The 11,819-nt window shown below is 61.6% G+C and carries 11 protein-coding genes; 9 read left to right on the top strand and 2 right to left on the bottom strand.

Annotated features, from left to right (window positions below; translation table 11 throughout):
* Positions 1-246: 246 nt before the first annotated feature.
* Positions 247-1,002: an SDR family oxidoreductase gene (locus FHT87_RS19100; RefSeq protein WP_183804217.1), complete on the top strand. Its 756-nt coding sequence runs from the start codon at positions 247-249 to the stop codon at positions 1,000-1,002.
* Between the two features lie 69 nt (positions 1,003-1,071).
* Complete coding sequence (locus FHT87_RS19095) at positions 1,072-1,473, top strand: cupin domain-containing protein (RefSeq protein WP_183804214.1); 402 nt, start codon at positions 1,072-1,074, stop codon at positions 1,471-1,473.
* A gap of 271 nt (positions 1,474-1,744) precedes the next feature.
* Here FHT87_RS19095 and FHT87_RS19090 read toward each other — a convergent pair whose 3' ends face one another.
* Entirely contained in the window at positions 1,745-2,362 is a 618-nt protein-coding gene (locus FHT87_RS19090) for a TetR/AcrR family transcriptional regulator (RefSeq protein WP_183734671.1), read from the bottom strand.
* A 103-nt stretch (positions 2,363-2,465) separates the two neighbouring features.
* Between FHT87_RS19090 and FHT87_RS19085 the strand changes: the two genes are divergently transcribed.
* From FHT87_RS19085 to FHT87_RS19055, 7 genes are all read left to right on the top strand, one after another.
* Positions 2,466-3,542: an efflux RND transporter periplasmic adaptor subunit gene (locus FHT87_RS19085; RefSeq protein ID WP_183734670.1), complete on the top strand. Its 1,077-nt coding sequence runs from the start codon at positions 2,466-2,468 to the stop codon at positions 3,540-3,542.
* Positions 3,539-4,609 carry an efflux RND transporter periplasmic adaptor subunit gene (locus FHT87_RS19080; protein ID WP_183804211.1) on the top strand — a complete coding sequence of 357 codons (1,071 nt, stop codon included), beginning with the start codon at positions 3,539-3,541 and terminating at the stop codon, positions 4,607-4,609. The genes FHT87_RS19085 and FHT87_RS19080 overlap by 4 nt, the downstream gene beginning before the upstream one ends.
* A gap of 12 nt (positions 4,610-4,621) precedes the next feature.
* Entirely contained in the window at positions 4,622-7,663 is a 3,042-nt protein-coding gene (locus tag FHT87_RS19075) for an efflux RND transporter permease subunit (protein WP_183804208.1), read from the top strand.
* A 168-nt stretch (positions 7,664-7,831) separates the two neighbouring features.
* Positions 7,832-9,016, top strand: a complete 1,185-nt coding sequence (locus FHT87_RS19070; RefSeq protein WP_246699658.1) for an alpha/beta hydrolase — start codon at positions 7,832-7,834, stop codon at positions 9,014-9,016.
* Between the two features lie 30 nt (positions 9,017-9,046).
* Complete coding sequence (locus tag FHT87_RS19065) at positions 9,047-9,436, top strand: hypothetical protein (RefSeq protein ID WP_183804205.1); 390 nt, start codon at positions 9,047-9,049, stop codon at positions 9,434-9,436.
* A 40-nt stretch (positions 9,437-9,476) separates the two neighbouring features.
* Entirely contained in the window at positions 9,477-10,442 is a 966-nt protein-coding gene (locus FHT87_RS19060) for an MBL fold metallo-hydrolase (protein WP_246699638.1), read from the top strand.
* A 62-nt stretch (positions 10,443-10,504) separates the two neighbouring features.
* Complete coding sequence (locus tag FHT87_RS19055; protein WP_183804202.1) at positions 10,505-10,855, top strand: DUF2200 domain-containing protein; 351 nt, start codon at positions 10,505-10,507, stop codon at positions 10,853-10,855.
* Between the two features lie 57 nt (positions 10,856-10,912).
* Here the strand turns inward: FHT87_RS19055 and FHT87_RS19050 are convergent, their stop codons facing one another.
* Positions 10,913-11,815, bottom strand: coding sequence for a dihydrodipicolinate synthase family protein (locus FHT87_RS19050; protein ID WP_183804199.1), 903 nt, complete (start codon positions 11,813-11,815; stop codon positions 10,913-10,915).
* Positions 11,816-11,819: the final 4 nt, after the last annotated feature.

The following is an 11,819-nucleotide window of genomic DNA, read 5'->3' as shown; positions in this document are numbered from 1 at the left end:
AAATTCGACGGTGATATTCAATCTTCGCGCCTCTCGCCATTTGGGCTGGGCCGCCTAATTTCGTTGAGGAAGATTGTGCCCGCTATCGCGATTTCAGGCTCGGTCTGGCCTGAACCCACCCCGTGACAACGATAGACGACGCGACTTCGACTTGCCCAAGCCTCAAATCCATTCGCGGCTCATAGCGGCTTGCGCAATCCAGACTTGAGACTTCCGCCCGGCAGGGCGTCAACAGGGAGGTTCGTCATGAAAATCGTTCTTATCGGCGGCACCGGGCTTATCGGGTCCAAGACCGCAGCGCGTCTGCGCAGCAAGGGCCACGAGGTGCTGGCCGTCTCGCCGACCACCGGCGTCAACACGATATCAGGGGAAGGCCTGGCGAACGCGCTTGATGGGGCCGACGTCGTCGTCGACCTTGCAAACTCACCATCGTGGGAAGACAAGGCGGTCCTCGATTTCTTCGAAACCTCAGGCCGCAATCTGCTCGCCGCCGAAGCCAAGGCCGGCGTAAAGCACCATGTTGCGCTCTCGATCGTCGGAACGGAGCGACTGCCCGAGAACGGCTACTTCAGGGCCAAGCTCGCCCAGGAGAAACTCATCAAGGCATCGCCTATTCCATACACGATCGTCCATTCCACCCAGTTCTTCGAATTCCTGAAGGGCATCGCCGACGAAGCCACCGTCGGCACCGTCGCGCGTCTTTCTCCTGCGGCTTTCCAGCCGATCGCATCGGATGACGTTGCCGATGCGGTGGCGGATGCAGCACTTGCAAAACCGCAGAACAGCACGATCGAGATTGCCGGTCCCGAGCGCGGTCCGATGTACGAGATCGTCGCACGCTATCTGAAAGCGGCCAATGATCCGAGGACGGTCGAGCCAGACGTCCATGCGCGCTATTTCGGCTCCGAACTGGACGATCGCTCTCTCGTGCCCGGCGAGGGCGCGAGGCTCGGCTCGATCGGCTTCGAGGATTGGTTTCGACAGTCCCAACGGCCGACATAAATCCCGGCAGCCGAAATAGATCCAAGCATCAACTCACATCCGCATTCAACGAACAGAGGGATTACGACAATGAATTCAGCTTTGTTATCGCTATGCCTGTCGGCTTCGATTTGCCTTGGCGCTTTGCCGGCCGCCGCCGCCGAAGCGGCAACCGTCACCCCGATCATGAAAAAGGACCTTCCGGATTATCCCGGCAAGGAAGGGCTGATGATATCGGTCGAGTATGAGCCGGGAGGGTCCACGCCCATTCACAAGCATGAGGCAGATGCATTCGTCTACGTTATCGAGGGCTCGATCGTGATGCAGCTCAAGGGCAAAGAAGAAGTCACCGTGTCGCCGGGAGAGACATTTTACGAAAGCCCTACTGACATTCACCTGGTCAGCCGCAATGCGAGCAAGACCAAACCGGCGAAATTCATCGTCGTGCTGCTGAAGAAGAAGGACGCACCGGTTCTCATGCCGGTGGAATGAGATCAGGTCACCTGATTCGTAGCGCCCGGAGCCCCCTCACCCTAACCCTCTCCCCGCTGGGGCGAGGGGACGGGGCATAGGACGCCTTTTAGAATGCGGAGACGGTGCGGCAGTTTCCCTTCTCCCCAGCGGGGAGAAGGTGGCCCGAAGGGTCGGATGAGGGGCGACACACACCGTCACTCACGGCTTGAATCTATCCCCATCCCTACCATCAAAGCGCTTTTTCATCAGTCAGTCACTGTATTGACCACAAGCCAAAACACCCTGCCCATCAGGCCAGCAGCCCGTGTAGGACGAGATCGATATGCGCCTTCAGATAGGCATCCCTGTCCAGGGGCCGCCGCTCGTCGAAGAGCAGCTTGAAGAACAGGAAGGTGATGGCGGGCGCCACGACTGCCTCGGAAAACGCGGCCGGCGCCGAGCGGAATTCGCCGAGCCTTACGCCGTCATCGATGAGGGACTGCATTTGCCAGTTGAGAGGATCGATGAATGCCTGGTGGTGTCTGTCGACGATCTGGGGGAAGCGCGAACCTTCGGCGATGATGAACCGCATCAGTTCGCGCAATCTGCGGTCCCTGGTCACGAGATCGTAGATCAGCTCGATCCTCTTCTGAAGCCGCTCCGTGGCGGTTCCTTTCAACTCACTCCCGCTCGCCAGCAGACCTTCCAGCGGCTCCGAAATATGCCCGATCATCGCTTCGAAAAGCTGCTCCTTGGTCTCGAAGTAGACATAGACGGTTCCCTTCGTGACCCCGACCCTGCTCGCAATATCCTCGACACGCGTCGCGACATAGCCGCGCTCTACGAACTCTTCAAAGGCCGCATCCAGGATCTCTACGGGCCGGCGGGCCTTCTGCTCGGCGCGTGTCAGTTTCTTCGTATCGGGCATGCCTCACCTTGAGCGTTTTTTGTTGTCAGTCGTCAAGAAATTTTCATTGACTGATGGGTTAGTCAACATTATTCGTCAGCCGAACCGATGCAAGAGGTAAATCATGAAAACTGTCCTTGTTGCCGCCTGGCTGGGCGTCAGCGCAGTCGCGCTTGCCTCATGCGAAAAGCAGAGCGCGAGTGAGGCAAAGCCGAAAAATGTCGAAGCCGTCGTGGCCAAGGTCACGCCAACAGTCGAAAACAACGCCATCACCGGCGAGGTCAGCGCCCGCGTCGAAAGCGACCTGTCCTTCAGGGTCAGCGGGCGCATCGTCGAGCGTTTCGTCGATGTCGGCTCGTCGGTGAAGGCCGGACAGGTGCTTGCGCGCATGGACGCCGAAGAGCAGAAGGCCGATCTCGGCGTCGCCACGGCAAACCTGCAGTCGGCCATTGCCCAGCAGACGCAGGCGCAGCTCGCCTTCGACCGGCAGCAGAACCTCTTCAGGACGCAGGTTGCGACCCGCGCCGCACTCGATCAGGCCCAGGAAACGCTGCAGACGGCTCAGGGCAGCGTGAAACTGGCGCAGGCGCAATTGGATACGGCGCAGGACGCCCTCTCCTACACGGAACTGCGCGCCGATGCCGATGGCGTCATCACCGCCAGAAACGCCGAAGTCGGCCAGGTCGCCCAGGCGGCGCAGCTCATCTTCACGCTTGCGCATGACGGGCCGCGTGACGCCGTCTTCAATGTCTTCGAGTCGCTTTACCTCGGCCGCAACCTCGAAAACACGGTCGCCGTCAGCCCCCTTTCGGCGCCGTCCCGCAAGATAGAAGCTTCCGTGCGCGAGATCTCGCCGACGATCGATCCGTCGACCGGAACGATCAGGGTCAAGGTGGGTCTCGAAGCAACGCCGGACATGCAGCTCGGCGCTCCCGTCGTCGGCTCTTTCCGCTCCACGGCGCAGGACGCCATCGAATTGCCGTGGTCGGCCATGGCCTCCAAGAGCGGCCAGCCGGCCGTCTGGATCGTCGACCCCGCCTCGTCGAGCGTGTCGCTCCACCCGGTCGATGTCTCCGATTATGAAACCGGCCGTTTTGCGGTGCGCGCGGGCGTCTCTCCCGGAGATATCGTCGTCGTCGACGGCACGAAGTTCCTGCGACCGGGCGAGGTCGTCACCTATGACAAGGAAGCCGCAGAATGAATATCCGTATCACAGCCGGCCTTGCGATCCTCGGATCATTGCTGCTGACCTCCTGCCAGAAGCAGGCGGAAGCCCATAACGAGCCGCCGCGTCCCGTCCTTTCCGTCGTCGTCAAATCGACCGCAGCCTCCGCGCTGACCCTGCCGGGCACGGTCGAGGCCAGGATCGAGACGCAGCTTGCGTTCCGCGTCCTCGGACGGATCATCGCGCGCAAGGTCAGCGTCGGCGATGTCGTCAAGAAGGGCGATGTCGTTGCCGCCATCGATCCGCTGGCGCTGGAGCTTGCAGTCAAGAGTTCGCAGTCCGAACTTTCGAACGCCCAGGCGCAGTTGACGAATGCCGCCTCCACCGAAGAACGTCAGCGATCCCTGCTCCAGAGCCGGTCGGGAACCGAAGCGGCCTACGAAGAGGCCGAGCTCGGGCGCAAGAGCGCCATCGCCGCGGTCGCCAAGGCGCAGGCCAATCTCGACAAGGCCGAAGAGCAGCTCGGATATGCCCAGCTCCGGGCGGAATTCGACGGCGTCGTGACGGCGACTTCGGCCGAAGTGGGCCAGGTCGTGGCCGCCGGCCAGAGCATCGTCACCATCGCCCGCCCCGAACAGAGCGATGCGGTGATCGACATCCCCGTCGCAAGCTTCGACGGCCTCAAGGTGGGCTCGCCCTTCGACGTCGCCCTCCAACTCGACCCGACCATCCGCACCAGCGGTACGGTCAGGGAAATTGCGCCGGAAGCAGAAGCCACGACGCGCACGCGACGCACAAAGATTACGCTCATCGATCCCCCGCCAGCCTTTCGCCTGGGCTCGGTCGTAACGGCAACCGCAACCGTTAACGCGCAGCCGACGATCCTGCTGCCCTCCTCCTCCATCCTGACGAAGGACGGAAAGCCCAATGTCTGGGTGGTCGATACCGCCGCCGCCAAGGTTTCCATCCGCCCGATCAGGATCGACGGAGAGATCGTCGAGGGAGGCTCCGTTCGCATCGCCGAGGGCGTCAGCCCGGGCGATCGGATCGTCGTTGCCGGCGTTCACAAACTCGTCGATGGCCAGGCCGTCAGAATAGACTGAGGAATAGTCTCCGTGAAAAAATTCAACTTGTCCGACTGGGCGCTCGAACACCGTTCGCTCGTCTGGTACTTCATGATCGTCTTCATTCTGGCCGGCGCCTTTTCCTATATCAGCCTCGGCCGCGAGGAAGACCCGAACTTCACCATCAAGACCATGATCATCCAGGTGCAGTGGCCTGGAGCATCCGCCGAGGAAGTGACGAAGCAGGTCACCGACCGCGTCGAAAAGAAACTCGAAGAGCTTGAATCGCTCGATTACACCAAGAGCGAGACGGTTGCCGGCCAGACGACGATCTTCGTCGAACTCCTGCCGACGACCAAGGCTAGGGATGTCAACGCCATCTGGATGCGCGTGCGCAACATGATCGGCGACATCAAGGGCGATTTCCCGAGCGGCGTCATCGGGCCGTTCTTCAACGATCGTTTCGGCGACGTCTTCGGCAATATCTACGCCTTTACGAGCGACGGGCTCACGCAGCGCCAGCTTCGCGATCTCGTCGAGGACGCGCGCGCCAAAGTGCTGACGGTTCCAAATGTCGGCAAGGTGGACATTATCGGCGCGCAGGACGAGGCCATCTATCTCGAATTCTCGACGCGCAAGATCGCCGCCCTAGGGCTCAACCAGCAATCCGTGATCGAAACGCTGCAGGCGCAGAATGCCGTCACGCAATCGGGCTTCGTCGATGCCGGTCCCGAGCGCATCGCCTTGCGGGTGAGCGGCCAGTTCACGTCGGAGGAGAGCCTGAAATCGATCAATCTTCGCGTCAACGACCGCTTCTTTCCGCTGACCGATATCGCCACGATCAAGCGCGGCTATGTCGATCCGCCCTCGGCGCTGTTCCGCTATAACGGCCAGCCGGCGATCGGGCTTGCGATCGGCATGAAGACCGGCGCAAATCTGCTGGAATTCGGCGAAGCGCTCGACAAGGAGATCGAGCAGGTCACGGCAGACCTTCCTGTTGGCGTCGACGTCGAGCGTGTTTCCGATCAGCCCGCCGTCGTGGATGAGGCCGTGTCGGGCTTCACGCGAGCACTGTTCGAGGCGATCGTCATCGTGCTTGCGATCAGCTTCATCAGTCTCGGCGTCCGCGCAGGGCTCGTGGTTGCCATCTCCATTCCGCTGGTGCTGGCGATCACCTTCCTCGTCATGGCCTATACCGGCATTTCGATGCAGCGTATCTCGTTGGGCGCACTGATCATAGCCCTTGGCCTTCTGGTCGATGACGCGATGATTGCCGTGGAAATGATGGTGGCCCGCCTGGAGGTCGGCGACGATCTCCGGAAGGCTGCGACATACGTCTATACCTCGACCGCCTTCCCGATGCTGACGGGTACGCTGGTGACGGTCGCGGGCTTCATCCCAGTCGGCCTCAACTCCAGCGCCGCCGGCGAGTTCACCTTCACCCTTTTCGTGGTCATTGCCGTCTCGCTCCTGGTGTCATGGGTCGTTGCGGTCCTGTTCACACCGCTGCTCGGCGTGTCCATCCTGCCGAAGACCATGAAATCGCATCACGAGCAGAAGGGTCGCTTCGCGCGGATCTTCGCCTGGCTCCTCGGCCTGGCCTTGCGCTGGCGCTGGATTACCATCGGCGCGACGGTGGCGGTGTTTGCCGTCTCCATCGGCGGCATGAGCCTGGTGCAGCAGCAGTTCTTCCCCTCCTCCGACCGGCCCGAACTGATCGTGGACTGGAACCTGCCGCAGAACAGCTCGATTTCCGAGACGAACAAGCAGATGGCGAAGTTCGAAAGCGAGATGCTGGCCGGCAACAAGGATATCGACCACTGGACGACCTATGTCGGCCAGGGCGCTCCCCGCTTCATCCTGTCCTTCGACGTGCAGACGCCCGACGTCTCCTTCGGCCAGACCGTGATCGTCACCAAGGGGCTCGACGTCCGCGACAAGGTCAAGGAAGAACTGCAGGCCTATCTGACGAAGACTTTCCCCGGCACCGACGCCTTCGTGAAGCTGCTCGACATCGGCCCGCCGGTCGGCAAGCCCGTGCAATATCGCGTCAGCGGGCCTGACATCAAGAAGGTCCGTGATCTCTCCCACCAGCTTGCCGGCATCGTCGGAGAGCATCCGCTGCTGTCAAACATGACCTACGACTGGAACGAGCCTTCGCGCGTGGTCAAGGTGGATGTGCTTCAGGACAAAGCACGGCAGCTGGGCGTCTCGTCGCAGGATATTGCCACGGCGCTCAACAGCATCGTCGAGGGATCGGCGGCCACGCAGATCCGCGACGACATCTATCTCGTCGACGTGATCGGCCGGGCTGAGACCTCGGAGCGAGGCTCGATCGAGACGCTGCAGAACCTTCTGCTTGCCGGCTCCAACGGCAACTCGGTTCCTCTGTCGGCGGTTGCGAATTTCCACTACGAACTGGAGCAGCCGACGATCTGGCGGCGCACACGCATACCGACCGTCACCATCAAGGCTGCGGTGGTGGGACCGACCCAGCCGGCGACGATCGTCACCGAGTTGAAGCCGAAAGTCGACGAGTTCCGCAAGGGCCTTCCGACCGGCTACAAGATCGTCGATGGCGGTTCGGTCGAGGAAAGCGCCAAGGCGCAGGGGCCGATCGTGGCAGTCGCACCGCTGATGCTGTTTACCATGGCGACGATCCTGATGATCCAGCTGCAGAGTTTCAGCAGGCTCTTCCTGGTCTTCGCCGTTGCCCCCACCGCGCTGATCGGCGTTGTCGCGGCGCTGCTCTTCAGCAATTCGCCCATGGGCTTCGTCGCAATCCTCGGCGTCCTGGCGCTGATCGGCATCCTGATCCGCAACTCGGTGATCCTCATCGTCCAGATCGAGCACCTTCGAAGCGAGGGCGTGCCACCCTGGCAGGCCGTCATCGAAGCGACGGAGCACCGAATGCGCCCGATCATGCTGACGGCGGCTGCAGCGACCCTCGCGCTGATCCCGATCTCCAGGGAAATCTTCTGGGGGCCGATGGCCTACGCGATGATGGGCGGCATTGTCGTCGGTACGGTCCTGACGCTGCTCTTCCTGCCGGCTCTCTATGTTGCCTGGTTTCGAATACCCCGCGAGGCCTGACAACATCAGGCCCGCCCGGATCATTCCGGGCGGGCCATGTCCCACTGACGAGATGAACGAATGCCACAGGTTCGACGAACAGCCTTTGCCGACAGTCGCTGTCTGATTGCCAGCTTGCCGCGCGAATCGACCTCCTTCGCTGTCAAGCGATCGTGCCTTTCAGTCCTGATGGCTCTCTCGGTATTGGGAGGATGTGCGGGACGGCTGGAGAATGTTCTCCAGCCACTCGCGACCGCCGGTCCAGGCACGAGCACGGTGGACATGCTGGTGGCAACGACGCGCCAGCCGACCGACAAGCCGGGCGAACTTTACTCCGGCGAGCGGGGCACGGCGATTTCCCTCAACGATATCGTCGTTTCCATTCCTCCGGATCGAAACCGCAAAGTCGGCGAGGTGCAATGGCCTTCGCATGTGCCGGCCGATCCCGAAAAGGAGTTCGCCGTCCTTGACGTCGGCGAGATGGCATCGGAACGCAGAATCTTTGAATGGTTCAACAAGAACCGCAACGCCAGGCGGCAGGTCGTCATTTTCGTGCACGGCTTCAACAACACCTACGCCGATGCGGTCTTTCGCTTCGCGCAGATCACCCATGATTCCGGAACGGATGCTACGCCGATCCTCTTCACCTGGCCCTCGCGCGCCAATGTCTTCGACTATCTCTACGACAAGGAGAGTACGAATTTCTCACGGCGGGCGCTGGAGGATCTGATCCTGCAGGCTGCCAAGAGCCCTGACGTCGGCGAAGTGACGATTCTCGCTCATTCCATGGGATCCTGGCTGACCGCCGAGGCATTGCGTGGTGTTGCCATGCGCAACAAGACGATCCCGGCCAAAGTAAAGAACGTTATCCTGGCCTCGCCCGACATCGATATCGATGTCTTTCGCCGGCAGATGATCGAGATGGGGCCGCAACGCCCGCATTTCACGATCTTCTCGTCGACAAGGGATAAGGCGCTGCAGGTTTCGCAATGGCTCTCCGGCGGCGTCACGCGCGTCGGCGGCTTCGATTCGACACCTTACGCCGCGGACCTGGATAAGCTCGGAGTGACGGTCATCGATACGAGCGCCGTCAAAGCGGACGACGCGCTGGGCCACAATACCTTTGCCGATAACAGGGACATGGTTCAGTTGCTCGGGCGGCGGCTGGCGGGACAATCCATGGACACCGGAAAGGCCTCGCTTGCAGATCAGGTGGGCATGGCAGCCGTTCGAACGGCCGACCTCGCGGGATCGGCAGCAAGGATCGCCGTCGTCGCTCCGATGTCGATCATCAGCAATGATGCGAAACAGGTGTTGAAACAGCAACTTTCCTCGGGGCTGCAGCCGATCGTCGATGGGAAAATTTCGTATTAGGTCGTAGACCCGTAAGGGAGGCCACGAAGAATGACCTACGCATCGAAGCTTGTTTTCTTGCTTGGCCTCGCCACGACCGCCGTGTCGCCAAATCCGGCTTCTGCGCTCTCCCGAAACAACGGCATCCGCGAAGGCGCGGATGATTGCGCGCAATTTTCTGATATTGTACATTCGCGCAACTGCATTGAGAGCTTCCGTCCGGGGTTTATCATGCGAGGGGAACAACGATCTGATGGGGCATCTGCGGCCCCCAGGCGCGACGATGACGGCCAGATCGTTCCCATCGCCGGCTCCGCTTTTTCGTCTATCAAGCTGATCAAGAAAAACAGCACGCTCAAACCGTGCAATCGCCTGCTCTACGGCATGTGCTCCACGCATCCCGAAATCATCACCCCAGGCGGGGAAGCGTCTTCATCCTGACCCCTGCAGCCCCGCCGCCATTCCGGAAAGGACCTGCCAAATGACCCAGGATTTCAGACTTTCCCGTCGCGGGTTTTGTCTCTGCTGCATGGCCGCCTCGACATTCGCCGTATCGGGAGGCTGGCTTACCCCGAGACAGGTATTCGCGAAGGCGCAGGGCATCGTCGACCTGATCCGCGACGCTGCCGCCAAGGACCCGATCAAGGTCCATAAGGCAAGGGCCGGCGTATCGGTCCTTGAAGGATCGGGCGGAAACATCGCCGTCCTGACGGGGGCGGACGGAAAGGTTCTCATCGATGGCGGCATCACCGCGTCCCGGCCGCGGATACTCGAAGCCCTGGCCCGACTTGGCAAACAGCCGATCAGTCATCTCATCAACACCCACTGGCATTTCGATCATACGGATGGAAACGCATGGCTGAACGCCGAGGGCGCGGCCATTCTGGCGCATGAAAACACCAGCAAACACCTGATGTCGGTCGTGAGGGTCGAAGACTGGGATTACGAATTCCCGCGACCGCCGCTCGCCGCCGTGCCGTCGGAAACCGTCGGTGACGAGATGTCCCTAAAGCTCGACAAATCCACCCTGATGCTGAAGCATCATCCGAATGCTCACACCGATGGCGACATCTCCGTCACCTTCGGTGAAGCGAACATCGTCCACGCCGGAGACCTCTATTGGTACGGCATCTATCCGTTCATCGACTATTCGACCGGCGGCGGGATCGACGGACTGATCAAGGCGGTCGAGGACATCCTGGCCAATGTCGCCAACGACACGATCGTCATCCCCGGTCACGGCCATCCCGTCAGCAACAAATCGGAACTCTCCGAATACAGGACGATGCTGGTCGATATCCGCGGGAACGTCGCCAAACTGAAAGCAGCCGGAAAGCCGATCGACGAGATCATTGCCGCAAAGCCGACAGCCGAGTTCGATGCGAAATGGGGGCAGTTCCTCGTCACCCCTGAATTGTTCACGCGCCTCGTCTATCATGGCGTCTGAAAAGATCGCGCAACGGGAAAGCTGTCCGCGCCGTCGCGAGATGCGCGACGTCAGGAGGAGGCATGACGAAGCATCGTATCTATTCGATCAGCGTCGCAAGCGTTTACCCCCATTATATCGCCAAGGCCGAGAAGAAGGGCCGCACCAAAGCGGAGTTCCACGAGATCATCTGCTGGCTGACGGGGCACAGCCCGGAGAGTCTGGACGATGAGCTGACGCAGGAAACCAGTTTCGAGGATTTCTTCGCGCAGGCGCCGGCGATGAACCCTTCCCGGTCGCTGATATCTGGTGTCGTCTGTGGCGTGCGCGTCGAAGAGATCGAGGAGCCGACCATGCGGGAGATCCGCACCCTCGACAAGCTGATCGACGAACTGGCCAGGGGAAAGGCGATGGAGAAGATCCTGCGGGCTTAGCCGGCGGCTTTAGTCGAGCCCTGCGCTGACCGGAGCAATTCCGGCAGCGGAAATGCTCTACTGGCCGACCGCCGCCCCCAGGCTCTCCAGCGCCTCGCGCACCCGCCCGCGCGCCTGTTCCGGAAGGCCGAGCACCGGGCGCGGCGGCGCAAACCGGCCAAGGCCGAGGAGATCGGCAATGGTGTACATGACGCGGAAACTGCCGAATTCCCTGAACAGCGCCCAGAGCGGCGCGAAGGCGTCGTTGATGCGTCCCGCCTCCTTGGTGTCACCCGCCTGCGCGGCCCGCGTCAACTTTAACGCTTCGGCGGGCAGCAAGCCCGCAACCACGCTGTACCAGCCGTCGGCACCCGCCAGCAGCGCATCTGCAGCACCCCAGTCGCCGCTGTAGCCGCCCGCAAAATCCGCCGGCGTCACTGCCCGGAGACTTGCGATCTCCTCGGCGAAATCGCCATTGGCAGGCAGCGGCATTTTCACCGCCTTGACAGTGCCGAGCTTGGAAAGCCGGGCGATCAGGTCGGCGCTGAAGGTGAATTTCGTCGTGCCCGGATTGTTGTAGATGCAGAGCGGCAACTGACCGGCATCGGCCACGGCGGCGAAATGCTCGTAGACCTCGTCATCGGTGAGTGGCGTGTAGGAGACCGGCGCCAGAAGAAGACCGTCCGCCCCGAGCTCCCGCGCATCTCTGGCGAGCGCCTGCGCCTCGTCCGTCCTGAGCGCCCCGACGCCGACGATGACGGGGATCTTGCCGCCGACAGCAGACATCGCCGTATCCACCGCCCGGCGCCGCTCTCCGCGCGACAGGAAAGCGTAAGCGCCGGTGCTGCCGAGCAGGCCGATGGAATCGGCGCCCGCGACCTGGATACGGCCAAGCACTGTGGCGAGCGCGCCGGTATCAACGATGCCGGAGGCATCGGCCGGCGTGATCGGAAAGGCGGAAAGGCCATGGAAAAGCGGCATCGGG

Source organism: Rhizobium sp. BK316 (genome assembly GCF_014193695.1).
GTDB lineage: Bacteria > Pseudomonadota > Alphaproteobacteria > Rhizobiales > Rhizobiaceae > Rhizobium.
This window is presented reverse-complemented; position numbering and strand designations above follow the sequence as displayed.

Coding starts and splice junctions, on each gene's coding strand:
- FHT87_RS19100 (WP_183804217.1), top strand. CDS start 247: ATGAAAATCGTTCTTATCGGCGGCACCGGGCTTATCGGGTCCAAGACC.
- FHT87_RS19095 (WP_183804214.1), top strand. CDS start 1,072: ATGAATTCAGCTTTGTTATCGCTATGCCTGTCGGCTTCGATTTGCCTT.
- FHT87_RS19090 (WP_183734671.1), bottom strand. CDS start 2,362: ATGCCCGATACGAAGAAACTGACACGCGCCGAGCAGAAGGCCCGCCGG.
- FHT87_RS19085 (WP_183734670.1), top strand. CDS start 2,466: ATGAAAACTGTCCTTGTTGCCGCCTGGCTGGGCGTCAGCGCAGTCGCG.
- FHT87_RS19080 (WP_183804211.1), top strand. CDS start 3,539: ATGAATATCCGTATCACAGCCGGCCTTGCGATCCTCGGATCATTGCTG.
- FHT87_RS19070 (WP_246699658.1), top strand. CDS start 7,832: ATGGCTCTCTCGGTATTGGGAGGATGTGCGGGACGGCTGGAGAATGTT.
- FHT87_RS19065 (WP_183804205.1), top strand. CDS start 9,047: ATGACCTACGCATCGAAGCTTGTTTTCTTGCTTGGCCTCGCCACGACC.
- FHT87_RS19060 (WP_246699638.1), top strand. CDS start 9,477: ATGACCCAGGATTTCAGACTTTCCCGTCGCGGGTTTTGTCTCTGCTGC.
- FHT87_RS19055 (WP_183804202.1), top strand. CDS start 10,505: ATGACGAAGCATCGTATCTATTCGATCAGCGTCGCAAGCGTTTACCCC.
- FHT87_RS19050 (WP_183804199.1), bottom strand. CDS start 11,815: ATGCCGCTTTTCCATGGCCTTTCCGCCTTTCCGATCACGCCGGCCGAT.